The 25,367-nt window shown below is 50.8% G+C and carries 20 protein-coding genes; 12 read left to right on the top strand and 8 right to left on the bottom strand.

Annotation, left to right across the window (positions count from 1 at the left end):
* Positions 1-4: 4 nt before the first annotated feature.
* On the top strand, positions 5-1,375 hold the full coding sequence (locus BQ7364_RS05990) for an MATE family efflux transporter (RefSeq protein ID WP_159432758.1): 1,371 nt from the start codon (positions 5-7) through the stop codon (positions 1,373-1,375).
* A gap of 224 nt (positions 1,376-1,599) precedes the next feature.
* Positions 1,600-1,893 carry a DUF1016 N-terminal domain-containing protein gene (locus BQ7364_RS18340; RefSeq protein WP_234973152.1) on the top strand — a complete coding sequence of 98 codons (294 nt, stop codon included), beginning with the start codon at positions 1,600-1,602 and terminating at the stop codon, positions 1,891-1,893.
* Positions 1,894-2,525: 632 nt separating this feature from the next.
* Here BQ7364_RS18340 and BQ7364_RS05980 read toward each other — a convergent pair.
* Complete coding sequence (locus tag BQ7364_RS05980; RefSeq protein ID WP_072683871.1) at positions 2,526-3,011, bottom strand: NUDIX hydrolase; 486 nt, start codon at positions 3,009-3,011, stop codon at positions 2,526-2,528.
* 641 nt (positions 3,012-3,652) lie between these two features.
* Here BQ7364_RS05980 and BQ7364_RS05975 point away from each other — a divergent pair.
* From BQ7364_RS05975 to BQ7364_RS05955, 6 genes are all read left to right on the top strand, one after another.
* A complete protein-coding gene (locus BQ7364_RS05975; protein WP_072683870.1) occupies positions 3,653-4,549 on the top strand; it encodes a cation diffusion facilitator family transporter in 897 nt (298 codons plus the stop codon).
* Between the two features lie 33 nt (positions 4,550-4,582).
* Positions 4,583-4,744 (top strand): hypothetical protein, encoded by a 162-nt coding sequence (locus tag BQ7364_RS17930; RefSeq protein ID WP_159432757.1) that lies wholly within the window; start codon positions 4,583-4,585, stop codon positions 4,742-4,744.
* Positions 4,745-6,811: a serine hydrolase domain-containing protein gene (locus tag BQ7364_RS05970; RefSeq protein WP_072683869.1), complete on the top strand. Its 2,067-nt coding sequence runs from the start codon at positions 4,745-4,747 to the stop codon at positions 6,809-6,811. It abuts the gene before it with no gap.
* 250 nt (positions 6,812-7,061) lie between these two features.
* The gene (locus BQ7364_RS05965; RefSeq protein ID WP_072683868.1) at positions 7,062-7,394 is read left to right on the top strand and encodes a cupin domain-containing protein; all 333 of its coding nucleotides are present in this window, start codon (positions 7,062-7,064) and stop codon (positions 7,392-7,394) included.
* 119 nt (positions 7,395-7,513) lie between these two features.
* A complete protein-coding gene (locus BQ7364_RS05960; protein ID WP_072683867.1) occupies positions 7,514-8,677 on the top strand; it encodes an iron-containing alcohol dehydrogenase in 1,164 nt (387 codons plus the stop codon).
* A gap of 50 nt (positions 8,678-8,727) precedes the next feature.
* The gene (locus BQ7364_RS05955; protein ID WP_072683866.1) at positions 8,728-9,414 is read left to right on the top strand and encodes a hypothetical protein; all 687 of its coding nucleotides are present in this window, start codon (positions 8,728-8,730) and stop codon (positions 9,412-9,414) included.
* 110 nt (positions 9,415-9,524) lie between these two features.
* Here the strand turns inward: BQ7364_RS05955 and BQ7364_RS05950 are convergent, their stop codons facing one another.
* The gene (locus BQ7364_RS05950; RefSeq protein WP_072683865.1) at positions 9,525-9,953 is read right to left on the bottom strand and encodes a GNAT family N-acetyltransferase; all 429 of its coding nucleotides are present in this window, start codon (positions 9,951-9,953) and stop codon (positions 9,525-9,527) included.
* A gap of 119 nt (positions 9,954-10,072) precedes the next feature.
* On the opposite strand from BQ7364_RS05950, the gene BQ7364_RS05945 reads away from it, so the two are divergent.
* Positions 10,073-10,540 (top strand): hypothetical protein, encoded by a 468-nt coding sequence (locus BQ7364_RS05945; RefSeq protein WP_072683864.1) that lies wholly within the window; start codon positions 10,073-10,075, stop codon positions 10,538-10,540.
* Between the two features lie 122 nt (positions 10,541-10,662).
* Here BQ7364_RS05945 and BQ7364_RS05940 read toward each other — a convergent pair whose 3' ends face one another.
* The 3 genes from BQ7364_RS05940 to BQ7364_RS05930 form a co-directional block, all read right to left on the bottom strand.
* Positions 10,663-11,964, bottom strand: coding sequence for an ABC transporter substrate-binding protein (locus tag BQ7364_RS05940; protein ID WP_072683863.1), 1,302 nt, complete (start codon positions 11,962-11,964; stop codon positions 10,663-10,665).
* Entirely contained in the window at positions 11,948-14,899 is a 2,952-nt protein-coding gene (locus tag BQ7364_RS05935) for an ATP-binding response regulator (protein WP_072683862.1), read from the bottom strand. The genes BQ7364_RS05940 and BQ7364_RS05935 overlap by 17 nt, the downstream gene beginning before the upstream one ends.
* Before the next feature lie 430 nt (positions 14,900-15,329).
* A complete protein-coding gene (locus tag BQ7364_RS05930; RefSeq protein ID WP_072683861.1) occupies positions 15,330-16,670 on the bottom strand; it encodes an HdeD family acid-resistance protein in 1,341 nt (446 codons plus the stop codon).
* Between the two features lie 160 nt (positions 16,671-16,830).
* On the opposite strand from BQ7364_RS05930, the gene BQ7364_RS05925 reads away from it, so the two are divergent.
* Both BQ7364_RS05925 and BQ7364_RS05915 read left to right on the top strand, forming a co-directional pair.
* Positions 16,831-18,438: an amidohydrolase gene (locus BQ7364_RS05925; RefSeq protein ID WP_072683860.1), complete on the top strand. Its 1,608-nt coding sequence runs from the start codon at positions 16,831-16,833 to the stop codon at positions 18,436-18,438.
* 257 nt (positions 18,439-18,695) lie between these two features.
* Complete coding sequence (locus BQ7364_RS05915) at positions 18,696-19,196, top strand: HIT family protein (protein WP_072683858.1); 501 nt, start codon at positions 18,696-18,698, stop codon at positions 19,194-19,196.
* A 101-nt stretch (positions 19,197-19,297) separates the two neighbouring features.
* Here BQ7364_RS05915 and BQ7364_RS05910 read toward each other — a convergent pair whose 3' ends face one another.
* A complete protein-coding gene (locus tag BQ7364_RS05910; RefSeq protein WP_072683857.1) occupies positions 19,298-21,145 on the bottom strand; it encodes a GGDEF domain-containing protein in 1,848 nt (615 codons plus the stop codon).
* Between the two features lie 564 nt (positions 21,146-21,709).
* Here BQ7364_RS05910 and BQ7364_RS05905 point away from each other — a divergent pair.
* Positions 21,710-22,057, top strand: coding sequence for a DUF1622 domain-containing protein (locus tag BQ7364_RS05905; protein ID WP_072683856.1), 348 nt, complete (start codon positions 21,710-21,712; stop codon positions 22,055-22,057).
* 270 nt (positions 22,058-22,327) lie between these two features.
* Here BQ7364_RS05905 and BQ7364_RS17515 read toward each other — a convergent pair whose 3' ends face one another.
* Entirely contained in the window at positions 22,328-23,323 is a 996-nt protein-coding gene (locus tag BQ7364_RS17515) for an EAL domain-containing protein (RefSeq protein ID WP_083538458.1), read from the bottom strand.
* Between the two features lie 35 nt (positions 23,324-23,358).
* Positions 23,359-25,086, bottom strand: a complete 1,728-nt coding sequence (locus tag BQ7364_RS17510; protein ID WP_159432756.1) for a sensor domain-containing diguanylate cyclase — start codon at positions 25,084-25,086, stop codon at positions 23,359-23,361.
* Between the last annotated feature and the right edge of the window lie 281 nt (positions 25,087-25,367).

The following is a 25,367-nucleotide window of genomic DNA, read 5'->3' as shown; positions in this document are numbered from 1 at the left end:
GAACGTGCTTTTTCTCAACCCTCAACGCTTCGCTTTACTGAAAGTGATCCTGTTGATCGCGGTGCCGGTAGCGCTGCAGACGATCATTTCCGTCGGCATCAACATGGTCGACACGCTGATGGTCGGGGCGCTGGGTGAAACGCAGCTGACCGCGGTATCGCAGGCCAGCCAGCTGTTCTTCATCTTCCAGCTGACGTTGTTCGGGACAACCGGCGGCGCTAACGTGCTGATCGCGCAGTATTGGGGAAAACAGAATGGCGAAGCGATCCGGTCGGTGATCGGCTACACGTTCCGCGTGATGCTGAGCGCAGCGGCGGTGCTGGTCGCGATCGCGGCGTTGTTTCCGCGCGAGGTCATGACGCTGTTGTCGAACAATCCCGAAGTGATCGCGGTCGGAACGCAGTATTTGCGGATCGTCAGCGTGTCCTATCTGTTTTTTGGGATCACGACGGTTCTGGGCAATACGCTGCGGGCTGTCGGAGATGTGAATGTGGCGATGGGTGCGTCGCTGGCGTCGATCGGGGCCAGTGTGATCTTCAACTGGCTTTTCGTATTCGGCAATCTGGGCGTTCCGGCCTGCGGGGTTGTGGGGAGCGCGCTGGCGAACATTCTGGCGCGGATGCTGGAATGCGCCATTCTGATTGTTTATTCGCTTGGGTTTGAGAAAAAGATTCGTTTCCGTTTCAGCTGTATTCTCCATCCACAGAAGATTCTGTGGCCTTCGTTTGTCAAAAACTGTGCGCCGGTGGTCGCCAATGAATTAACGTGGGTGCTGGGCAGCTCGGTGCTGACGATGATCTCCGGCCACATGGCTTTCGCGTTTGCGACGGCGTATGCGATCTTCAACGTCGTTGCGCAGATTTCCTGCGCGCTCTCGCAGGGGATTTCCGCAGCTGCTTCGGTCGTCGTCGGCAACTTGATCGGCGAAGGGAAACAGGCCGAGCTGGATCAGCCGATTCGGCTTTTGCAGCGGGTCGGCGCGGCGAGTGGGACGCTGGCCTGTCTGTTTATTCTGGCGATCATTCCGCTGATGCCGAAATTTTACAACATTACGCCGGAAACATTCGGCGTGCTCGTGCAAATCATGGTCGTGGGCGCGCTGATCGAAATCTTCCGCTGCATGGGGTTTGTCAATAATGTCGGGATTCTGCGCGGCGGCGGGGATGCCCGGTTCGTCTTTTTCAACGATGTATTTTATTTGTGGGCGTTTTGTATTCCAGTCGGCTGGTGGTGTTCGCAGCAGGCGGGAATTCCGGTGTTTATGACCTTCTTTATCCTGCGGTGCGACGATGTAATCAAGGCGTTTGCCGGGGACTGGCGGATTCATCATTGTCAGTGGATTCATCAGGTGACGGTTCAAGAGCGGACGTCATGATCACGATCAGGAATGAAACGTTTGATCTGAGGAAATCATCAGTTATCTCCGCAGCGGCCGCTGAAAGCGTGAGGAGAATGGTTACTGATTAACGGAAATAAAAAGAGCGTTTTAGTAGAAAACTCGTTCGAGTGTTGCCAAGACGCTTTCTTTTCGCAGAAAAGTGCATCTTAAAGGAACATGATAAGCTCTTTATAACTATATACTGCTAAGTCATGTTAACGATGTGGGCGAAGCTGTTGAAAAAGTACAAAAAGTCAAAAAAACTGGACGCTGAGAAAATAGCCTCCCAATATCACATTAAATTTTATCAATACTTTCCTGATGAGCAAATTGTGAACGCATGCGTTCACAATTTGAATTGGACACATATTAGGAGTCTTTTTCGTATTACGGATGAAAATGCACGCTATTGGTATATGAAAGAAGCGGTTATTGAGAGTTGGAACGCAAGAATTTTAGATTGCGATATCAGCACAGGGGGAACAGGCGAAGTGAAAGTGTTGCCAAGAGTATAAAAAAGCTTCAAAAGATATAATAATAGATTCGCAGATCATATGAAAATCAAAGGCAGGTGTCCCAATGGACAACAAAAATATTACATACACGTTGGAATTGCACATGTCGCATGGTATTTATTTTTTATTGATTTTATAGACGAAAATCGTCTTATAACTTCTTACAAGTGTTTATAGAAGTGAGGGAAAAACTGTATTTTCAATGATTTTCACGTTTTTGCTTATATCTTCGCATATCTCCGCATAAGTTGGCTTTGTAAAATCGGGTACCATTTCAGCACCACAAACAAGGCAAAAAGCATACACACAAGGTGATGTTATCGCAACTGCAAAGACGATGAGAATGCCTTTGTTACGCATTAGGGACTCAATAAGCCTTGCATAACCAGCCTTCACAGTCACTAAAACTGATAAAACAAGGTGTTTATACCTTTTCACTTAAAAATGTCCTTTAACTGCAATGCTTCAAAGCAACTCTCTGTTCAGATTATCCTTTCCCTTCCATTCCTTTGTAAAAAGTTCCGCCACAAGTATAGGAAAGTAGTACCCTTTCCGTAAAATCAGTTGTTTTTGTTCGCGACAGTAAGCAGCTTGTTAATAATATCCTGATTTCTTACGCAAACTTACATTTGTTAGTTCCTTTCATCCGAAATGATATGTTCTATTCCGCAATGTTCTTTGCTTAGATAATCTTTCAAGAATGCAGGAAACGCCTTGTGCCTTCTTAAATCTGGAATAGGTATCCAGTACATTTCTTCTTTCACACCTTGCGTATAGCTGTTACTAAAGAGTTGTTTACTTCCTTTTGGCTTCATCAGATAGTAAAGACAAATTTCGTGACAATCCAAACCTGCCAGGGAGCCGTTGCTTTTATAAAAAAAGTTTTCATGAATAACCGCAAGATGGTCTATTTCGTAGCAAATACCTGTTTCTTCATATACCTCTCTTATAACAGCATCTTCGGCGGTTTCTCCCATGTGAACAGCACCGCCTATAGAATAGAAATAGTCATCCAATTCATTTCCTGCAAATAGCACACAATCATCTTCAATAATAATTGCCGCTGCTCTATAACGAAACCATTTATTATCTTTTATAAAACCACAGTTAAATTCCATTGCTATTCACCTCCAAATTTAAAATTTTTCAATCTGTATGTCATCTATTATAGCGCTCATTTTTGAATTTTTGTAATTAAAACGAACCTGTGTGGAATAAAGGGGTCAGTCCCCATCAACGGTCCAGATGAACGGGTTTTACCCATGAATAGCAAGCTTCTTTGTTATATCTGCCCGTATCGTCTTACATCACGCAGGAAATCCGGGTACCATTTGGGCACTAAAGCATCAAAAATCATTATTGTTTTTAGTCTTTTAATTTGCGAAAGTTCAGTGCTTGCAAGGCTTTTCACAGTTCAAGACTTTTTGATATGGCAAATTCAAATACTGTTTTTTTAATGATTAATTAACGATGAGGTGATAACGATGGGGTAAAATGGTACGCCGAATAAGTAGAAGACGATCTAAGTACCTGATCATTTCTTAATGTTTGACCTAATTTGTGATAAGTCAGAGAAATTGTTATTCCCGCATTGGAGGAAATTTCTCTACGCCTGTTTTCAGCGACGCTTGTTTTTCTAAAGGCAGCGAAAAGCAATGAAATCGGATTCTATCCAAGTTCTAAGCGTTGGAAAATCAGGAATCAGATCACAGAAAGATTGCGGACTTCATAAGATAAGAGGAATGCGAGGGATTAAAGCATGACTGAGAAATCTTCTTTTTCCGATTCCGCTGAAAAGCTGGCGCTGAACGTCAGCCTGACCAGCCTGATTCTGAATTTACTGCTTTCCGTTTTCAAGTTGTTTGCCGGGATTACCGGACATTCGCAGGCGATGATTTCCGATGCCGTTCATTCTGCATCCGATTGCGCAAGCACTGTCGTCGTGATGATCGGCGTGCATTGCGGACATCGCCAGGCAGATGCCAATCATCCGTTTGGCCATGAACGTCTGGAAAGTGCTGCGTCCCTGATCCTGGCCGTCATGTTGGGAATTACGGGGGTCGGCGTCGGGATCAGCGCAATCAGGACACTTTGCCATCCGGCGGCATTACAAGTTCCGGGCCGGGCCGCGCTGATGATGGCGGTGGTCTCAATTCTGGTCAAGGAAGGCCAGTACTGGTGGACACGCTGGGCTGCGCTCACCGTGGATTCTGATGCTCTGATGGCAGATGCCTGGCATCATCGCTCCGATGCCTTGTCGTCGGTGGGCGCCTTGATCGGGATCGGCGGTGCGCGGAAGGGCTGGCTGTGGATGGATCCGGCCGTCGGCCTGATCATCTGCGTCTTGATTCTGGCCGTGGCTGTCAAGCTGTTCTGGCAATCGTTAAACAAGATGATCGACCAGTCCTGCGACACAAAAGCGCTGCATGCGATAGCCGAGACGATTCTCAGCCAGCACGGCGTGGTCACGATTGATACACTGCGCACCCGGATTTTTGGAAATCGGATTTATGTCGAACTGGAGATCGGCGTCGACGCCCACCTGCCGTTAGTCGAAGCTCACGCGATCGCTGAAAATGTGCATCAGGCGGTAGAGGGAACATTCCCGCGAGTGAAGCACTGCGCTATTCATGTCAATCCGGTCCGGAAAGAATAGAAAATCTGTGTCTTTCAATCTGTTTCTTTCAATTTGTTCAATTCTAAACGGAACTCCGGCCGCTGCCCGAATCAGGCTTCCGGTCAGGGTCTGATTTTCTCCGCTGATCGCCGACGGCTTGTTTTTGCCGGTCAGCTGTGTTTTAATTACAGTCAGATCAAACAAAACGATCAGAAATTTGAAGGGGGATACTAAATGAAACGATGGACATGTTTGTTGGCATTGTTGCTTGCGACGTCCGGCTGCACGGCGCAGCCGACGCCAACGCCAAGCAGTGAGCCGACGATGGAAACCGCAGGCTTGACGCAAACCGCCGATCAGCTGGCGGAAATGTTAGTCAGTCAGCTGGGCGCCACAAGCGTTCAGTATGCGCTGATGGACGGCGATCAAATCGTCGTCTCGGGTCAGCGGGGCGTGTTTGCCAAGGGCTCCGATCAGGCGTTAAGCGCGGACGATCAATATGCGATCGGTTCCGTGTCGAAGATGTTTACGGCCGCAGCCGTCATGAAGCTGCAGGAAGAGGGCAAGCTGAAACTTGATCAGCCGGTCGCGGAGCTGCTTCCGGAATTCACGATGGCGGACGAGCGTTATTCTGAGATCACCGTGCGGATGCTGCTGAACCACAGCGCGGGCCTGCCGGGTTCAACCTTTGACGAGGGTTTTGTGTTCGCACCGAGCACGACCGCTCACGATACATTCCTGGAAACCTTGAAAACGATGCGGCTGCAGGCGGATCCGGGCGCATATTCCGTGTATTCCAACGATTGTTATGTGCTGGCGGAGCTGGTTGTGGAAAAGGTTAGCGGTCAGGATTTTACCAGCTACCTCCGCTCGCAGTTTTTAGAACCGCTGGACATGGGCCGGACGCAGACGCCGGTGGAAAACGTCGATTTCAGCGCGATGCCGAAAGTCTATTCCGCAAGTCAGCCGGAACGGGAGATTCCGGCGGATATCGTGTCGGTGATCGGTACCGGCGGCCTCTTCTCCACCGCGGAGGATTTATGCCGCTGGGGTCAGGCGTTCATGCCGGGTTCCCCGGTGCTCAGCGCGGATTCTTTAAGCGCGATGAGTGAAAACGAAGCCGCAAAAGGGATCTGGCCAAGCGAGGAAGCCAACAGTCTGGATTATGGCTTAGGCTGGGACAGCGTCGCGTTGGCCCCATTTGCCCAGGGCGGCATCCAGGCGCTGACCAAAGGCGGCGATACGATGTATTCGCACGCCAATTTCACAGTCATTCCGGAATATGGCCTGACCTGCGTCGTTCTGAGCTCGGGCGGATTGAGCTCGTATAATCAGATGATGGCCGCAACGCTATTGGAACAGGCGCTGCTGGAAAAAGGCGCGATCAGCGAAGCGCTGCCGCGTTATCAGCTGCCGTCGGTGCCGGAAACAATTCCGGCGATTCCGGATGGAGTCAAGGACTATGCCGGATTGTACGCAGATTCCACCTCGCTGTATCGGATCGACTTCACCGACGAGGGTATGCTCAACTTCACGATGGAACAGGCGCCGGATACCCCGACGCCGCTGACGCATGTCGGGGATGGCAAGTTCCTGCTGCCTTCGCCGACGACCAACCAGCTGTTCAGCTTCGAGGAAAACGGCGGACACACCTATCTGAAAGTCGAAGCCGTGACGGAAATTCCGGGTTTGGGCTACACGGCGGCAACGGTGTACTACGCCATGAAGGTGGAAGAAAATCCGTTATCCTATGCCGTAAAATCCGCCTGGCAGCAGCGCAGCGGAAAGCTCTACTTCCTGTTGAGCGAGAGTTCCCAATCACAGATTTATGAAATGATTCTGCCGGTCGCTCCGGCGCCGCTCAGCACATTTGCACAAGGCTATGTCAACGCTCATAAAATCATGGATGAAAACCGGGCCGAAGCTTTCGTTCAGATTCCAGGCAGCGGCAGCCGCGATCAGTTTGATTACCAGTTCTTCACGAAAGACGGCGTCGAATATCTGCAGGCAGGCGGCGATCTGTACGTCAGCGAAGAAGCAGCGGATCTTCTTGAAGACGGAATGACCGTCACGATCGGCGAAGCCGGCAATACCCAATGGTTGTTTATTCCCGCATTGCAGGAAGGCAAGACGCTGACGGTGACCTCCGAATCCGACGGAGTCTTCATGTACAATTCTTCGATGATCTGCCAGTATAACCGCGTCACTGACGGCGATCAGACGCTGACGCTGCCGGAGGGAGGTTATTTGGGACTGGCCGGCGATCCGCAGACAACCTTTACGATCACGATCTCCGATTAGCGTCGTCTGGTTTCAATTTCCCATGGGGGAAAAACAGAGAATCTTCTCAGACTGCCGGTGTGAAAACACGCCGGCAGTTTTTCACATTGAAGCAAAGATGGAATCCCGTTCCATCAGAAATTCCAGCTTTCTTCCACATCGACAGGAATAGTGCGCAGAACGCAGGAAACCATGGTAAAATAATCATAATGACAGCCGGATTTCGCAAGGTGCCGGCTGGCTGAGGCCAGACCTCTGGAAAGGAAAACTTATGAGTTATATTAAAAACATGAATCCGGAAACCAGTTTAAAATTAGCCGATCAGGTCGCTGTGCTGCCGGGGCAGATCGTCAGTAAGACGCTGGCCCAGAACGACGCGGTCAGCCTGACGCTGTTTGCGTTTGATCAGGGCGAGGAAATCAGTACGCATGAATCCGAAGGCGACGCGATGGTCCTGGTGCTGGAAGGCATCGGCCGCTTTACGATCGCAGGTCATGTCCATTTCTGCAAGGCTGGAGAAACGATCATCATGCCGGCGGGCAAGCCGCATGCCGTCTATGCCGAGATGGCGTTTAAAATGCTGCTGACAGTGGTTTTTCCATAATTTCCTGAGCCGCAGACATCACTGCATTTTGGCAAAGCAGCCGGAGGCGGGAATCAGCGCGCGGCGTTTGTTTGGCAAAAGTCCGGCAAGGGTTCATTAAGAAAGGTCAGGGAAAAAGGATGAATAATTTTATTTATGATATTCCGACAAAAGTCTATTTCGGACAAGGTCAGATCGTTCATCTGCCAGAACTGATTCAGACCTGCGGTACGCGGGTGCTGTTGGTTTATGGCGGGGGCAGCGTGAAAAAAACGGGATTGTACGATACGATTACAAACTTGTTGAAAGAAAATGAGATCGCGTGGCAGGAACTGTCCGGCGTGCAGGCCAATCCGAAAATCGGATCGGTGCGCGAAGGTGTCCGGTTAGTCCGCGAACATCAGCTGGATTGCGTGCTGGCGGTCGGCGGGGGCAGCACATTGGATTGTTCGAAAGCCATCTGTGCCGGGGCGGCATACGAGGGAGATCCCTGGGAGCTGGTGCTCGACCGCACGAAGGTGAAGGAATGCCTGCCGTTGATCACCGTGCTGACGATGGCGGCGACCGGTTCGGAAATGGACAACATTGCGGTGATTTCCAATCCGGAAACCCACGACAAGCGCGGTTTCAGCAGCTATGGCATGTATCCGCGCTTCAGTATTCTCGATCCGACCTATACCTATACCGTTCCCCAGGGTCAGACCGCGGCGGGGACGGCGGACATCATGTCGCACATTATGGAATCTTATTTTGATCAGGTCCGCGATGCTTCCGTGCAGGACGGCTTGTCGGAAGCCTTGTTAAAAACCTGTATTCAGTCGGGGCCGGCGGCGCTGGCCCGGCCGGACGATTACGCCGCCCGCGCCAATCTGATGTGGGCGGCCTCGCTGGCGATCAACGGTCTGAATTCGCTGGGGAAAAACAGAGCCTGGACATGTCATCCGCTTGAGCATGTATTGAGCGCCTATTATGACATCACCCACGGCGTTGGTCTGGCAATCATAACGCCGCGCTGGATGAAGCATGTGCTTAACGAACAGACCGTCGACGTCTTCGCCCGGTTTGCGCTGAATGTTTGGGGCGTCGATCCGCAGCTGGACTGCTGGACAGCGGCTCAGCAGGGGATAGATAGATTGTCGGCGTTCTTTGCTTCCATGGGGCTGCCGATGACGCTGCGCGAGGTCGGCATTGACGAAAGCCGGCTGGAAGAAATGGCGGATCAGGCGGCGAAAAATGATTTCAGCCGCGCCTTTGTGCCGTTAACCCGCGAGGATATTCTGGAAATCTATCGTGCCTGTCTGTAAGCTGTTCAAATTTTATGATATAGTTAACAAAGTAAAGTCGAGGGAAAGTCATGAATAAAATCATTCAGTTTGTCCTGATTCTCGCCGTCGGTCTGATCCTGTACTTCCTGTTGAACCGGATGATGCAGAAGCTGATGGTCGAGCTGTCGGAAATTTTGTATAAGGAGGTCAATCCGGAGAAATATCTCGAGGTCCTCAACAGTTGGAAAGGGAAGATGTTCTTTTCGAAAAAAAACCGTTCGCTGATGGCGATCGACGCACTGTTGATGCAGAATGAAACGGCGAAGATCGAGGAGATTTTCGAACAGCTGGACGCCGTTAAAATGAATCCGGCCAACAAGCTGGGGTTAGCGCAGAAGGAAGTGTCCTTTTATATTGATACCCGGCAGTTCGATAAAGCCCTGAAGGCGTATGACACCTTGAAGGCCATCGCCGCGAAATTCAACAATTCGCAGGTGGAAAGTATCCTCAAGGAATGTACCTTTTTAGTTGAAATTTATATTCATCACAACACGGAGATTCTGGACGAGCTGCTGGATCTGGCGTCGAAAATGACCAATCCGTTTTATCAGGGAATTTTCCTGTACCGTGCGGCGAAGCTCTACTATTATAAGAATGATGAAGAAAACTGCCGCAAGATGCTGAAGGAAGCTATGGAAAAATTGAAGGGCACAGCCTGGGAAGTGATGATCAGGCAAATGCTCGAGGAAAATCTGGCGCTGGTAGCCGAACGATAGCTATCAAGAAAACAAAAAAGGAATTCCCGGGACTTATAAGGGAATTCCTTTTATGATTGCAGCCGTATTAAGATTCAGCGCTGTGGGACGATGGTGACGGTCATCAGCGGTCAAAGCGTCTTGAGCATTGTCACATGCGGGCAATATTCGTCCATGTGGGTTTCTCCGGTAGAACGAAACCCCAGCTTTTCATAGAAGCCGGCGGCGCGGCATTGAGCGGAAATTTCCACTTCCCGCACCCCCTGTTCTGACAGATGCTTCAACATGGCGTTCATCACCGCGTTTCCCTGATGTTGGCCGCGGTAGTTCAGGCTGACGGCAACCCGGCCGATGATCCAGCGGCCGCTTTCGTCGCCCTTGGCAAACGCCCGGCAGGTGGCGACCGGCTGTTCTCCATCGCAGATCACGCAATGCAGACAGGTTTCGTCAGTTTCGTCAAATTCATTATGAAACCCTTGTTCTTCGACAAACACCGCCTGACGAATCGCGGCGGCCTGTTCGAAACCAGATTGTTTTCCGGTGAAAAAATGTAGTTTCATGAAAATTCCTCCTTGGCTGGTTTTATCGTAGCTTGATTTAAGACACTTGTCAACCGGCGCCCTCGCTCTTTCTAAAGCGCTAAGATCATGGTATAATGTTCACCATGAGGTGAGAATTCATGGAAATCGCGATTGTCATAGTCAATCTGATTTTACTCTTTTATTTTACCCGGATGGCGATGCATTCCCGACAGGTTCAAGTGCCGGGCAAGCTGGGGCCGACCTGGATCATTACGGCATTTTTCGTCGTTATCGGCATAATCCGGCTGTTTCAAAACCATTCGTTATTCTCGATCGTTCAGACGGTGCTGATCGTCTTGCTGGGGGTTCTTTACAGCCAGATGCGCAGCGGTTTCAGCGATCAGGGAATCGTACTGCTGGGAAATCTTTATACCTGGGATCGGATTACGCAGGCCGACGTCACGGAGGCAGAGGAAACCAGGGAGATCAAGGTGGAGTTTACGGTGAAGAAGGTCAGCCGCTTCGTTTACTTTTCAACGGCGCAGCGGGATGCGGTGGAAGCGATGCTGACGCGTTATGAACAGGAACAGGCTGAACTGAACCTGAAGGCGAAAGCTAAAAACTGAAGATACACGCAAGCGGAAGAGAACTAGAAAAGACCTGGATCCAGCGACGTTGAATGAAGCGTCGGGATATCCAGGTCTTTTTTAATCGTGCTGTTTCCAGCTCATCCGGAATGCCGTTTCGGTTACTGTCCTTGATAGGTTTCAATTTCCTCAAGCTGAATCTTGTCATATTCATCGCACAGGGCGTCAATACTTTCCCCTTGTCCCAGCTTAACGCACAATTCCTTAATTGTATTCCAGGTGTTGAAATGCAGCGAGAAATCCTGATTGGGAATTTGTTCGGCTTCTGCCAGACTGGCAACCAGCGGCGCGGCCTGCGGCAAAGTCGAAGCTTCGTTGCCGCGGGCTGGTGAGGTTTTGCCCAGCATCTTCGCGAATTCATTGAGCGTTTCAACAGTACCCAGCGTTTCAACTGTGATCAGCGCTTCTTTTAAATGTTTTGAATTGGGATTGACAGCCAGCCGCTGATCCGCGCCGACAACGCAGATTGAGCCTTCTTCCAGAACCGGCAATGCGGTCATGACGACTTCGAAATGGTAATCGCTGGAGAAAGTGGCGGCCCGGCAAAAGGCGCTGATGAACGCGCATTGACCATCGCGGAACCGGCCGGCTTCTTCCTCGCTGTTGGGCTGTGTGTTCAGTGCCTGCTCAATGTCCAGATAACCTTGATCAATCATCATTTTTAAGAATGTGAATCCGTCGCGCAGATAATGGCTGATCGGCAATGTTCCTTCAGCCAGCTGCGCCAGTTTCTGTGTTTTGTCCGCGTCTCTGTACAACGGCGCCAGCCCGGTGCACATCGCCAGAATGCTGAGGCCGTAATCCATGTTTGCGCCATAAGGGACGATGCCGTTTTGTTTCAGTGTTTCGCAGACAGTCAGAAATTCAGATAGTGTCTGCGGAACTTCCAGATCGTACTGATGAAGCAGATCGACATTCCATAACAAGCCGAACGCCGTATAAGACAGCGGCAGTGAGAATACCTTGTTGTCATAGGTGCTTTGCTGCAGCGCATCGGCGGACAGATTGTGGATGAAATCCATATCGGAAAGATCATAGAGATAACCTTTACGGTCAAATTCCAGCACGTCTTCGGCGGGAATGATAAACAGATCGTCCGCTTCGCCGCTTTCCAGTCTTTTTAACAGTAGCTCGCGGTAAGAGAGTCCTTCGTCTGCGTAAAAGGAGGCGCTGTCGCTGTAAAGAATAAATGTTTTTTCCTGCTTGCGGTTGATCACTTCATTGAAGCATTGCTGAATCAGGTTGGCAACGACCTCTCCCTGAGCGAACAGGGTGAGCACGATTTCTTCATTTTTATCGTCGATGTAAACTTCCGGGTCTTTCGGTTTGGTGGTACAGCCGGCGATCAGGCAGAGGGCCGTCAGCGCGGCCGCCGCTTTGCGTAATTTAGTTTTGATGGTCATGGTTGTTCTCCTCGTTTCTTGATGTCGCAGGTCTTTGTTCAAAGGGCTGGTAGCGGCGGAGCGTTTCAAAAAGTAATGGATACTGAATCGGCTTGGCAATGTGTCCATTCATGCCGGCAGCCATGCATTTCTGGACGTCTTCGTCAAAAGCGTCGGCCGTCATCGCGATGATCGGCAGTCCGGCCTTCGCCGCATCCGGCAGCGAACGGATGGCCGCGGTAGCCTGATAGCCATTCATTTCCGGCATGTGGATATCCATCAGGATGAGATCGAAAGCGTCTTCCGGCTGTTGGCGGACAAGATCGAGCGCCTGTTGTCCATTATGCGCGCAGATCACCTGAATTCCGCAGCCGTTTAACAGTTCGATGACAATTTCGCGGTTCAGCTCGTTATCTTCCGCTAAGAGAACACGCATCCCGCTGAAATCCTCAGCCGGCCAGCTGAGGGCGGTATCGCTGAGCGCCGGCGTTCCCTCTTTGACCTGAATGAGAGCGTCGGAGAGTTTTTCAATCAATTCGCTCCGGAAAATCGGCTTCGTTAAAAATCCGTTAATGCCGGCATCCAGCGCTTCCTGTTCGACGTCTTCCCAGTTGTAAGCGGAAAGCAGAATGATCGGAATCTCTGAAGGAATCCGGGCGCGGATTTGACGCGCAGCCTCAATCCCGTTAAGACCTTCCATTCTCCAATCCATGATGATTCCCAGATAATCATGGCCTTCCTGATGTGCCAGCAGCGCGGCGTCAATTCCCTGCTGGCCGGTGTAGGCGCAGCGGACCTGGACATTTTCACGTTCCAGCATCATCCGCAGACCTTCGCAGGTGTCGGGATCATCGTCCACTACCAGCACGGAACAGCCGGCCAGCGGAACTTTTTTTGTCTGCGTTGTCTGTGTGGTCGTAAACGGCAGCGTTACCGTGAATTTGGAACCTACGCCAACCTGGCTTTCCACCTGAATGGTTCCCGCCATCATGTCGACGATGTTCTTGGTGATCGCCATGCCTAAACCGGTGCCGGTGATCTGACTGATGCGGCTGTCCTGCGCCCGCTCAAACGGGGTGAAGATCCGATTGAGGAATTCCGGCGTCATGCCGATCCCGGTGTCTTCTACGGTGAAAATCACGTTGATTTTATCGTCAACGCCGGCTTCTTCATGGATCCCGATGGTGATATCTTGCTGCGGCGGAGTGTATTTGACGGCGTTGGACAACAGGTTCAATAAGATTTTCTGCAGGTGCAGCGTATCGCCGATCACCGTGTCATAATCCAGCGCGCTTGAGCGGATATGCAGCGTCTGGCGTTTCTTCGTCAGGTCCGGCTTGACCAGAACCAGCACGTCGGAGATCAGCCGGGACAGATTGACGGGTTCTTTTTTTAAACTGATCTTGCCGCTTTCAATCCGCGACATGTCGAGGACTTCGTTGATCAGATCGAGCAGATGCTGCGAAGCGAGACTGATTTTATCCAGACAATGCGCGACTTTTTCCGGTTCGTCCAGGTGCGACTGAGCGATGGTCGTCATGCCGATAATTCCGTTCATCGGCGTACGGATATCGTGCGACATCGAGGAGAAAAAGACAGTTCGGGCCTGATTGCTTTCCTGCGACTGCTGCAGGGCGTCGGCCAGATCCTGACGCATGTGATGCTCAGCCGTCGTTTCGTGCAGGACGGCGAGATATTGATCGCTGTGAACGGGAATGAAATAAATCTCAATCCAGCGCTGAAGCTTGTTTTCAGTACCGGTCTGATATTCATAACGCAGCCGCTGGGTCAGCTCGCCGTTGAGAAACGCATGACCGGCCGGATCCTGCGGCGGCATCCCGCAGCTCAGAAACAAACGTTCCGGATGGTCAACGGCTTCTTTTGTTTCAATGTTGAATAAAAAGCGGACATTCTCCGAAAGCATTTCCACTTTCCGCCTGGACGGCGTATATAAGAGAAAGGCAAAGTCGACATTTTCAGAAATGATCTGGAACAGTTGTTCGCGGCGTTTGCGCTCCTGTTCGCGGCTGCTGGAGGCCTGGCGGCTCAGTAAGAGCAGCGTGATTAAAACCAGCGCGACTAACAACCCGGCCAGGGCAAAGGAGATCACCTGCAGAACTTCCGCCGACTCCTGCTGCAGGATATTCTGCGGCAGAATCGAAATTAAGTACCAGTGATGACTGGCGTTCAGCGGGATGAAGCAGAGAAAGCTGTTCTGTTGATGGTATTGAATCCGGATCGTTCCCGACCGGTTGTCCGCTATCAGCGTTCTCAGCTTGTCCAGGACGGCCGGTTCGTTGTTTTGCTTGCCAAGAAAAACGTACAGGTTGTCTGTATTGCTTGCGGAGCTGTCGATGATCCACGCTCCGTCCTCACCCTGAACGACGTAGGCGCTGCCGGCCACGCCGTTGAATGTGAACAACGACGGACTGTGATAATTCGACATTGTTTTATCCGCATACAAGGCGCCCGCAAGTTGGCCGTTGATCCGCAGCGGCGTCTGGAATGTGATCTGCAAACGGCCGCTGGCGCCGAGATAAGCGTCGGAATAACCCGCTTTCCCCTCGCTCAGCGCGGTATCGTCAAAGCTCATTTCCTCAAGCGTCAGCTTTGCGCCGGTCGAATCCCAGCCCACACCTTCGTCATTGACGAAATAAAAACGGAAAAAGGACGTTGCTTCGGTATATTCCGCCAATGCCCGAACGACGTCTTCCGGCTGTTCAAGATCGATCCGGCTGAACAGATTTGCGCAGGTTTCCAGCTGCTGCTGATCGCTTGAAAAATTATTGAGCAGGCTGTCGGAGATCATCCGCGTGGTGTTGAGCAGCGTCGTGTTGGCGCTGACGTTCATTTTAACCTTGATTTCGCGCATCGCCGTGATCATCAGCGTGCCGGTCCCTGCCAGCAGCACGATCATCCCCAGGATGAAAGCGACGGATTGTTTTTTAACTTTCATATGATTTACCTTCATTTTCAATAGCGGGTGTTAAGACGGTGAAAAGGAGCGGGCAAGGCGGTAAAACAATAACGGACAGATCTGACGGTGAGGCGAAGCCCGCAATTCATTGACCTGCGCGCTTTGATGAAAATAACCGCAGGAGGGATGAATCAATAATTAGTTCTATACAAGAATAAAGTATAACATTAAAGTCGCGGAATAAATACTTATGTTGGTATTAAACAAACATATTTGGTTCAGAAAATGACATATCTTATAACATATAAGGACGCCTGGCGGACGGCGTTTGTCAAAGCGGAAAAAGGAAAGGGAACAGGCAGACGAAAACAGAATCCGTCACGGTTTTCCCAAACCGGAAGTCAAGGAAGTAAAAAAATAAAAAAACGGAAATCCAAATCGAATTTCCGTAACGCAGATCTTGCTGAAATCAGGAAGAGGAAGAAAGCGAGGAACCAAACGAGCCGCCATGTTCGCCGCCCTTGCCATGGGTGCGCTTGTAAATCGTCCGCTCGACGACCATCCCGCCCGGCCGCAGATATTCCGTGTTGAGAAACTCCAGATACGTGCCCGGCGTAACGATGCCGCCGATCGGGATCAGATCCAGTTCCTTGCAATGAAGCAGTTCATCCGCCAACAGGACGCAGTTGGTGCTGAAAACAAAATAGGTCTTGAATTTGCCGTTGGCAAACTTGTACATGTGCGCGTGCGTCGCGTTCCAGACGCGCGAGGCGTAATCCCGGGCTTCGCCTTCAGCCGTTTCGCCCTCGGCGATTAACTGAGCATCCGGCCGCCAGAGATAGGCACGCTCCAGCATCGCGTCAATCCGTTTTTGAAGCATCGCTTTCTGGCCTTCGCTTAACGCCAGACCATAGCTGATGATCGTCTTATCCTCAGATTTCAGCGCATGCTTCAGAAAGGCTTCACGCTTGGAGACGATCAGCACGCCGTCGCCCAGAGTCCCGAACAGCCCCCGGTGATGCGGATCGTGACAGCCGTAGGAATAGATGTTACCCTGAAAGCTGATATCAACATGTCCCAGCGATTCCGGACCGGATTCTTTCAGGTAGATGAACACTTCCAGATCCGTGCTGGCCTGCGGCGCAACGTGCGCGTCCGGATTCAGCTTGTTGGTTTTGATCAGCGCGTTGATCGACAGGAAGAAGCGCTGCGGAATGATCGCCGAGATTAAAACTGGAATGGAGATGCGCAGATGCTCGCGGATTTTCACGCTCATCCCGGCGCTTAATAAATCCTTCAACGCTTCCAAAACCGTGACGCCGCCGTAGAAGATCAGATAAGCTCCGGCGATGTAGGCGACGATCCACAGCTTGTTGATCGGCTTGAGCATCAACATCGCTGCGAAGATCGCGTCCGCCAGTCCTTTTAAGAACAGAACGTAAGTGCCTTTCAGGCAATCGCGGCGGTAGACGTAGAAGTTAATAAACTGAATCGCGGCGTTCAGTAAAGCCCACCAGCCGATGACGTAATGGATAAACTTGAAGAACAGGCCGGGATTGAAAAAGGTGTAGATCGCCAGACCGACGCATAACAGACTGGTCAAAACTTTCGGCAGGTTCAGGCTGGCGTTTTGCTTGTTATTGAGCGCCCGCAGGATCTGGTTGAGGCCGATCCACAGAAAGCCGATCATAAACAGAATATAGATCAACGCCCAGATTTTGGAATACTCCGTAAAAAACAACGCGCCCAATATAATAAAAAAGATCCCCGTTAATAAGGAAGAAGCACTGCTGAATTTATTGGTAAGCATTTGACCCGCTCCCTTCCCTGCGCTTGAATTCTTACCTATTATAGAACAAATAAGGAATGAAAGAAAGCAAATCACCAAACGATTGACAAAAGCCTGAAAATGACTATCGAGGATGAGCGGGGGACGGGTATAATAAAGACAAAAGAAAGAAGGTTGCGGTATGGCAGTGTTGTATAAGAACGGTGTGATTGTGACGATGGCGAAAGATCTGATGGCAGAGGCGTTAATTGAGAAGGAGGGGCGGATCGTGCTGGTCGGTTCGCTGGATCAGGCGCGGAACTGGCAGGCGGCGCATCCGCAGGAGAAGCTGGAAGAAAGAGATCTGGCGGGGCATACGATGCTGCCGGGCTTCATTGATCCCCACAGCCACATCACGGCGCTGGCCCAGACCGTCAATCTCGTGCATTTTGACGATGTGGCGTCCATCGGCGAGCTGCAGAAGAAAATCCGGGATTTTCTCATCGAGCGGCAGCTGCCGGAGGGCGCGTGGATTCAGGGATTTGGTTATGATCATAATTTTCTGAGGGAGAAACGGCATCCGACCCGGGCAGAACTTGACGCGGTGAGCGAGTCGCATCCGATCTTAATCGCGCATGCTTCCGGCCACATGGGCGTCGTGAACTCCGCGGCGCTGAAACAGCTGGGGATTGACGCGTCCACGCCGGATCCGGAAGGCGGACGGATCGGCCGGGAAGCGGGCAGCCGGAAGCCTGATGGATATCTGGAAGAAACGGCATTTACGCAGCTGTCGCGGGGAATGGCGGCTCCGGATATTGATCAGCTGCTGGATCAGCTGGATCAGGCGCAAAAAAAGTATTTATCCTGCGGCGTCACTACGGTGCAGGATGGGATCACAAAGCGTCCGGACTGGGCGATGCTGCAGGCGATGGCCGAACGGAAACGGCTGAAGGTCGATGTCGTCAGCTATGTGGATCTTAAGGAGAATGAAGCGCTGATCAGCGAGCATCCGGATTATGCCCAAGGATATCAGAACCGGCTGCGGATCGGCGGCGTCAAGATATTCCTGGATGGTTCCCCGCAAGGGCGGACGGCCTGGATGAGCGAACCTTACCTTGACACAGATTCGCAATATTGCGGTTACCCGGTGTATACCGACGAACAGGTCGATGCGATGATCGACGAGGCCATGAGCCATCGCTGGCAGCTGCTGACCCATTGCAACGGGGATGCGGCCGCGGAACAGCTGATCCGCTGCACGCAGCGCCAACAGGCCCGGCATCCGGGAGCGGAAGCTTTGCGGCCGGTGATGATCCATGCGCAGCTGGTCCGGGCTGATCAGCTGGCGCGAATGAAGGCGCTGAACATGACGGCGTCGTTCTTCACCGCGCATTGCTGGTACTGGGGTGATATCCATCTGCGCAACTTCGGGCTCCAACGCGGTGGCAACATCAGTCCGATGCGCTGGGCGATCGACGAGGGGCTGAATGTGACGATGCATCAGGATACGCCGGTCATCATGCCCAATATGCTGGAAAGCGTCGAATGTGCCTGCCGTCGGGTGACCAGAGGCGGAAAGCAGCTCAATCCTCAATTACGAATCACGCCGCTGGAAGCGTTAAAGGCCGTCACGATCAACGCAGCCTGGCAATACCATGAGGAAGCGCGTAAGGGAACGCTGGAGGAAGGCAAGCTGGCCGATCTGGTGATTCTAAAGGAGAACCCGCTGAGCTGTCCGGTTGAGGAAATCGGCGCGATTGCGGTGCTGGAAACGATCAAGGAAGGCGTTACGGTTTATATTGCGAAATAAGGATGAGATTAAAAGTCAGGTTTGCCGTTGTGAAGCCTGACTTTTTAATTTCTGACAAATATCTGACGATTTTCGGGCTGAGCTTGTCTTCCCTGCGGGAATCCGCTATCCTGAAAACAAGTGTGGAAAGCGTGAACAGCGGCGCATCAGCCTGCGGAAAGGAACAGACTGCCGGAACAGGCGTGCAGGTCGCCGCTGCGGATTTTTTAATATCTGCTTTCCAGGACAGTTTATGGCAAAGGAGCGAAACTTAGAAGATGGAATTAAAACAAGCATTTTCCACAACCTGGCTGAACGACGAGGAGTGCGATGTCTGCGCCCGTCTGCGTTTGAGCGCCCGGGGAGAGAATCCCAATCTGGTCGCGGAGCTGCCGACCGGCTATGTCGTGTTGGGCGACGATCAATACATTCGGGGCTATACCTTATTTTTGTGCAAAATCCACGCTGTGGAACTGTTTGATCTCGAGCCGGGTTTTAGGACTCAGTTTCTTAATGAAATGGCGTTGACAGCGCAGGCGGTGGCGACGGTTTTTCATGCGGAGAAAATGAATTACGAGTTGTTGGGTATCGGCAAAAGCGTCCACATGCACTGGCATCTGTTCCCTCGCCGCACCGGCGATACGCCGCAGCCCGGACCGATCTGGCTGACGCCAAAAGCGGTTCTGCATGGCCCGCAGGCACAAATTTCTTCCCAGCAGCGCCAGCGCTGGATTCAGGAATTGCGCCGGGAAATCGAACGTCTGGGCATGACTGTATAACAGCCGCCATCCGATAAAGCGGATCATTGCGGAGTATGTATTTTCAGCCATGCAAAATTGAAGCTTTATAAAAGACCCGATAAAAGCAGCCGCGGCTGTTTTTATCGGGGAGTTTTTATTTCCGCCGGCTCTTTTTCCCGAGCACTTTCGGCGGACGAAACTTCCAGATGAAATTGATTCTTCCCCCGCTGCTTGGCGCAGTACATCGCCTGATCAGCCCGGCTGAACAGTTGCCGATAGGTATCGCCCGGACGGCTGATGGCCGCGCCGATACTCAGCGTAACCACGGCCGGAATCTGTTCCCGATGCAGCAGCTTGGGCAAGGTCTTGTTGATTTGTTTTACTTTTTGATGGATCACCGTCGGATTAATGGAATGAAGGAAGACGACGAATTCATCGCCGCCGATCCTGCCGATCAAATCATTCTGGCGGAAGCAGGTTTTTAATAAAACGCCGATGGCTGCCAATACCTGATCCCCGGCAACATGTCCCAGTTCGTCGTTGATGATTTTAAAATCGTCGAGATCGATCATGAGCAGACAACCTTCCGTCTTCTCGCTCAGTTCTTCACGAATCCGGCGTTCAACGGCTTTCTTGTTTAAAACGGAGGTCAGGCCATCGCAGCTTGATTCCTCGATCAGCTGACGCTCAATATGCTTCTGTTCCTGAATATCAGTCAGCTTGCCGATGATCATCACCGGATCGCGGTGATAACGTTCATAAACGGCCTGAAATTGACAGTTGAACCAATGATAGCTGCCGTCGCGGGTTTTGATCCGCAGCTCAACGGAACCGAATTCCTGAAAGCGGTGGACAGTCTTGAAGGCTTCCTCAATCTTGTAAAAATCTTCGGCATGAATAAACGGCGTCAACGCATGGTTCTTTTTCACATGTCTGGCCGAGAGTTCTTTGACCGGCAGAATTTTCTGAGCGTTGCCGGTCAGTTCCAGCATATCCTCCAAGACGTCATACTCAAAAATCAACGTGTCGGAAAACCGTGAGAGGAAGGTGTAGCGGCGTTGTTCGAGATTGATCTGACGGCGCTGGCGTGCGAGGAGCACGTAAACCAGATAAGCCATGGCGGCGGTTGTCAGAATCAGGAATAACCCGATCCGCATTGTGAAAAGCAGAATCATCTGCGAGTTCTCAGAGGCTTCATTAGCCTGGGTGAAATTTACCAGCGTCCAGCCGCCGGTCTTCAGCGGGGTCAGCGATACGTACAGCGTCCCTTCCTGCCGTGTTTGAACCCGGAACGTACCGGAATTGCCTGCCTGCAGGCAGGCGCGGACCTGCTGCCGCGTGGTTTCCGAATTGGGATTGCCTTCGATCAGCGCGTAGAGATTGACATAAGCGCTCTCGTTTGCGTTTCTGGTATAGACGCTGGAACCGTCGGATTCCACGATCCAGCTGTTTAACGGCGTCTGAATCCGCTGCGACTGACTTTTCTGAAGCAGCTGAGTCACATCGACCGAGGCCTCAAGGATGCCGTCGATTTGCGAATGATGAAGTATGGGGATCAGAACGCGCAGAAAGGAACCTCCGGAATTGGACGTTTCCATTGAAGTGACAACTGTCTCGTTGTGTTCCAGCAGTTTCCTTTGGATTGGAGTTAACGACATTTCTGAAGGTGTTCGCATCTGAACATTAAAATGAGCATTTTGCGCGGACAACAACCTCAGCGCCGGCTCAAGTTCCGCCTGATCCGGAGTTTGCGGCTGTTGGGAAAGCAATGCGGCCAGCGTTTGAAGCGTTCCCTCGATATCGCTGAGCGCTCCTGAAAACTGCGCGCCTTCGCTCTCAATGTAGGCGGTGTAGTTTTCCATGATCTGCTGCTCAAACTTGACGTTCAGCCAGCTTTGATAAGTGCTGAATAGTATGAAAACAAGACCTGCGAATACTGCGGTTCCAAGAAGCAGCAGCGAGCTGTTCTTCCAGCTTTTTCTCTGCATATTGTTCACATCCGTTCTTATGATTGAAATAGATTGGATTTGTGAGGGGAAAAGAAGTTCTCCGGCTTAACTATGAAAATTATATTCAACTCATTGAAAAAATACAACATAAATTCTGTAAATAACGTACAATCTTGTCCCTGTTGACCGGATATCTATTTGAACTGGAGCTGCAATGAAGGTTTGCTTCTCTTCGCAGGGACATCCGCAGTTCTCAAAGCCTGACCCGCGTTACCATGGCGCAAAAGGGGAAATTATTTCTTAAGAAAATGATCAAAAGTTATTTTATTTGCAAAGAAAAAAGCCTCAGTTTTTTTGAATGGAAGCTTTGCATGAGCCGTGCATTCTTTTTAATCTGGAATTGTGTGCAGAACTAAGCTTTAAAGCGAGTTTACCTCAATCTATTCCCTTGGCGCACAGCCTTTTCCTTGTTGGGTTTTCGACCAATAAGGACTGAATCATCCATTTCTTCACTTTACCTGCGTAAAATAATGTTCGAATCTAAGCGCTTTCGCTTGGAATCCGAAGCTGGTCATGGTAAACTAAAAGATGGAGTTGAGGAAGATGTTGCAATTAAAAGAATTTATTTTAAAAGGCGGCGAAGTCGCGGTCTTATTTTTTGAACTGCTGGCGTTAGTCATGATCATCTACGCTGGATGCAAGGGTGCAATTTCTCTGTTCAAAAAAGACGACAACGTTGCGTTGGATCTGTTGAAGGGATTTTCAACCGGTCTTTCCTTTCTGTTAGGCGCGGAGATTCTCAAGACCATCGCTCTGGAAGAAGTCAGCGAGCTGATGATGGTCGGCGGCGTCATTGTGATGCGCGTCGCGTTGTCCATCCTGATCCATTGGGAAATGAAACAGGAACAGCACGAACGGGAATTGGAAATGATCGAAAAGAAGATCGACTGATTCACTACGAGTACCTGCATCCGGGGATGAACGGCGAATTTATTTCCGATAAGTTCAAATTATGAACGAACTCCGGCGCTGAAATCGCGCTGCGGAAACCACCGGAAAGCAAAGACGTCAGATCCCGCAGAACAGCTGAAAAAGCAAGTCCGACGCAGCGGAAACGCTGCGTTTTTGCGTATCGTTGACGGATGAAAAAGCTCCCTTGAAAACAGCGTGGGCGAAGCCCATAGCCTGGCTGTTCATTCCGAGGGAGCGTGTTTAAAAAAATTAACATTTGTCCTGTCCGCCGTTGAGATCTGCATCGGGAAGCGGCAAATATTTCGTTTCATAATCGGCGACGGGAATCGGTTTGGAGAACAGGAAGCCCTGCGCAATATTGACATGACACTGATTCAAGATGTTCAGTTGTTCTTCCGTTTCTACGCCTTCCGCTACCAGCTTGATATTCATTTTCAGGCAGACGTCGCTCATCGCCTGGATGAGTGCCCGCGCTTTTTCGTTGACGGCGATGTCCTGAATCAAGCTGCGATCCAGCTTGAGAATGTCGAAGTCTGCCCCGGAAAACAGCGAGAGATTGGAGAATTCAACGCCGAAATCGTCGATCGACACACTGAATCCAAAGCGCCGCACAGTATCAATGATCCTGCGCAGATCTTCTTCGCGAACATCCAGCGCGTTTTCAGTGATTTCAATTTCCAACAGATTCCGTTCAATTTGATAGTGATCGCTGAGCTCGGCCAGACGTTGGCAAAACGTCTCTTCCAGAACGGTGTAGCGTGAGAAGTTAACGGAAACCGGCGATATTGCCCGACCTTCATGAATCCATTTTTGCAGCCGCAGACACACAAACTCAAAGACGAAGAAGTCGATCTGACTGATTGTCTGCGTTTCTTCCAGCAGCGGAATGAAGGCGTTGGGAGCCAGGATTAAATTATCGTCCAGCTGATATCTGACCAACGCTTCAGCGCCGACCAAAAGCCCGGAGTCAATCGCAATTTTTGGCTGGAAGTATACGAGAAAGCGACTTTCATTGATCTTTTGACGCAAGATATTCAAATTGGCTAACGGCAGAACTTCATCCGTATGGTGACGGTAGCGTCCTGTTTGCGAGGCATGGTAATAATAAGCCTTTTTATCTTTATACATCTTTTCATCCGCGGCTTTGATGGCGGAAGGAAGCTGAGAACCGCTGAGCGCCCAATGGGTACCGACGGCCAAGTGCAGCCTGGTATTGTCCTGCAGCCGCAGCCGCAGATGATGCACCTGATCGAAGAATTCTTCTTCGGATAAATCGTGCGTCAGAACGACGAATTCATCACCGCCGATGCGGTAGCAGGAATCCGGAGCGAAGCAGGCCCGCAGGTGATCGGAACAGGTCCGCAGACTTCATCGCCGCGGTCATGCCCGAACTGATCGTTGATTTCTTTTAATCCGTTCAGATCGACAAACAGAACGCCGACCGGCTGCGGAGCTGAAATCTTTTTATCCAGGTCCTGAATATAACGGTTGCGGTTGAACAGGCCGGTCAGGCTGTCCGTGTAGCTGAGCTGCGCCAGCTTGGCTTTATCAATGGCGCGATGACGGGCCAGAAGCAGGAAGTAACGCAGCGTCTGCAAGACGATGATCGAGTTCTGCAGCTTGCCCGAAGCCGGATTGTCGATGCAGATGCAGTCGACGACTTCGCCGCGCACCTCAAGGGAGAGAATGATCAGCTGCTGGACGCCGTAAGCGTGAAGCAGCTTGTATTCTTCTGGGAACGGTGTTTTTAATTGCTCCACATCTTCGACGACATACGATTCATCCTCGCGCAGCCGTTTCAGCCAGCGGTTGTAAAACGGCCGGACTTTCAGGTCGGAAAGCATTTCAATTTCAGAAGCGCCCTCAGCGGACCAGCGCGAGGTAATCGTCAGCCGGACCGGACTGAGGGAGAACAGTGTAATTCGTTCCGCTTCCATGAATTCACCCAGCCGGCGCAGCATTTCCGGAATCGCCGATTCGAGCATTTCATCCTCGTAAAGCTCGCGAACGCAGTCCACGATCAGTTTTTCATTATCAAGCATCGTTTTTAAGCGTTGTTTTTCTTCTTCGCTTTTGGTCGTGTCAAACGCGATTTCCAGCCGTGCCCGCCGGCCGTTCCAGGTGATGAGCCGGTCTTTAAGCAGATAGTGACAATGGGTCAGGGCATTATTGATTTCCCAGCTGTATGTTTCGTTCTCTTTCAGGACGGCGTTGGTGCAGAAGGAGCAGGGCTGATCTAATCCCTGCAAGACCTTGTAACATTTTTTTCCTTCGATCGAATCAATGTTGAAGGCTTTGCGGCCGCTTTCATTGATAAATAACAATTCATAGGTTTCAGGATCGGAAATGTAAATAAGCTCGCTGATTTCATTCATCGGAGCCTGCAGCTCCCGGTTGAGCTGATCCAGTTCCTCCTGTTTGCGGCGAGTTTCCAGTTCCTCCAGTTCCAGACGTTTCTGCCGCTTGTGCTGAAGATGACTGAAATATAACAAGACAAGCGTGATCAGCAGGAAAAAAACATTGACTAAAAGCAGAGAAATCTGGGCGTTGTGAACGCTGGCCTCGGTATAAGCTTCAGCATAGCTGACAGCGTCGTTGGCCAGATCGAAATAGGTTTCGCTCAGAGCATAAAGTTCGCTGGCGGAACCTCCTTTGCGGAAATCATAAATGGCGGTTTTCATCTGCGCCCAGGCGTTGCGCATCTGTTTGATCTGAGCCTGGAACGCTTTGTCATCCAGACGGATTAAAGCGTCGGGACCTTCGCCGGTTTCCAGTTCGTTCAGCAGCCCGTCGATTTTCTCAATCATCGCGTCGTCCGCCTGGTGATTCAGTTCCTGTTTGACCAGCCGCTGCGTTGCGCCGCGCACAATGCCGGTATAGTTAATGACACGGGCGTTGCCTTGAAGATTGCGGATCGTGAACAACGAAAGAATCCCGGTCAGGATTAAAGAGAGGATTAAAGGAATGAGCAAAAAACGGGTGGAATACGAAATCTTATTGTTTTTCATAACAATACCGCTTTCTTCCATCAATCGGGTGCCTGCGCGGCGTTTGCCCGATTCAGTCTTACCGGACACAAAGGATGTTACTTTTATTATACTGCAATTTATAAGGAATAAAAGCTTAATTCCGGTAAACGGATCGTGGAAATCCGTAGAATGAAAATTGATCGGAAAATGATCAATAATTTTAATTAAATTCGATAATTTCAGGGTATAAAGTAAAATACAGGTCAAAAAGGAAACAACCGGAAGACGAAAGGAAGGGTTCAGCGGACGTTGTCAAAAAA

It is taken from the genome of Holdemania sp. Marseille-P2844, assembly GCF_900120005.1.
Classification (GTDB): Bacteria; Bacillota_I; Bacilli_A; order Erysipelotrichales; family Erysipelotrichaceae; genus Holdemania.
Note: the sequence above shows the minus strand (reverse complement) of the source record. Positions and strands in the feature narration are given on the sequence as shown.

Bases quoted from the DNA above. Each gene is read 5' to 3' on its own strand.
- BQ7364_RS05965 (WP_072683868.1), top strand. From the start codon at position 7,062: ATGAGTTATATTAAAAACATGAATCCGGAAACCAGTTTAAAATTAGCC.
- BQ7364_RS05910 (WP_072683857.1), bottom strand. From the start codon at position 21,145: ATGCAGAGAAAAAGCTGGAAGAACAGCTCGCTGCTGCTTCTTGGAACC.
- BQ7364_RS05930 (WP_072683861.1), bottom strand. From the start codon at position 16,670: ATGCTTACCAATAAATTCAGCAGTGCTTCTTCCTTATTAACGGGGATC.
- BQ7364_RS05935 (WP_072683862.1), bottom strand. From the start codon at position 14,899: ATGAAAGTTAAAAAACAATCCGTCGCTTTCATCCTGGGGATGATCGTG.
- BQ7364_RS17510 (WP_159432756.1), bottom strand. From the start codon at position 25,086: ATGAAAAACAATAAGATTTCGTATTCCACCCGTTTTTTGCTCATTCCT.
- BQ7364_RS05980 (WP_072683871.1), bottom strand. From the start codon at position 3,011: ATGGAATTTAACTGTGGTTTTATAAAAGATAATAAATGGTTTCGTTAT.
- BQ7364_RS05950 (WP_072683865.1), bottom strand. From the start codon at position 9,953: ATGAAACTACATTTTTTCACCGGAAAACAATCTGGTTTCGAACAGGCC.
- BQ7364_RS05970 (WP_072683869.1), top strand. From the start codon at position 4,745: ATGAAACGATGGACATGTTTGTTGGCATTGTTGCTTGCGACGTCCGGC.
- BQ7364_RS05945 (WP_072683864.1), top strand. From the start codon at position 10,073: ATGGAAATCGCGATTGTCATAGTCAATCTGATTTTACTCTTTTATTTT.
- BQ7364_RS05960 (WP_072683867.1), top strand. From the start codon at position 7,514: ATGAATAATTTTATTTATGATATTCCGACAAAAGTCTATTTCGGACAA.
- BQ7364_RS18340 (WP_234973152.1), top strand. From the start codon at position 1,600: ATGTGGGCGAAGCTGTTGAAAAAGTACAAAAAGTCAAAAAAACTGGAC.
- BQ7364_RS05905 (WP_072683856.1), top strand. From the start codon at position 21,710: ATGTTGCAATTAAAAGAATTTATTTTAAAAGGCGGCGAAGTCGCGGTC.
- BQ7364_RS05975 (WP_072683870.1), top strand. From the start codon at position 3,653: ATGACTGAGAAATCTTCTTTTTCCGATTCCGCTGAAAAGCTGGCGCTG.
- BQ7364_RS05955 (WP_072683866.1), top strand. From the start codon at position 8,728: ATGAATAAAATCATTCAGTTTGTCCTGATTCTCGCCGTCGGTCTGATC.
- BQ7364_RS05915 (WP_072683858.1), top strand. From the start codon at position 18,696: ATGGAATTAAAACAAGCATTTTCCACAACCTGGCTGAACGACGAGGAG.
- BQ7364_RS05940 (WP_072683863.1), bottom strand. From the start codon at position 11,964: ATGACCATCAAAACTAAATTACGCAAAGCGGCGGCCGCGCTGACGGCC.
- BQ7364_RS05925 (WP_072683860.1), top strand. From the start codon at position 16,831: ATGGCAGTGTTGTATAAGAACGGTGTGATTGTGACGATGGCGAAAGAT.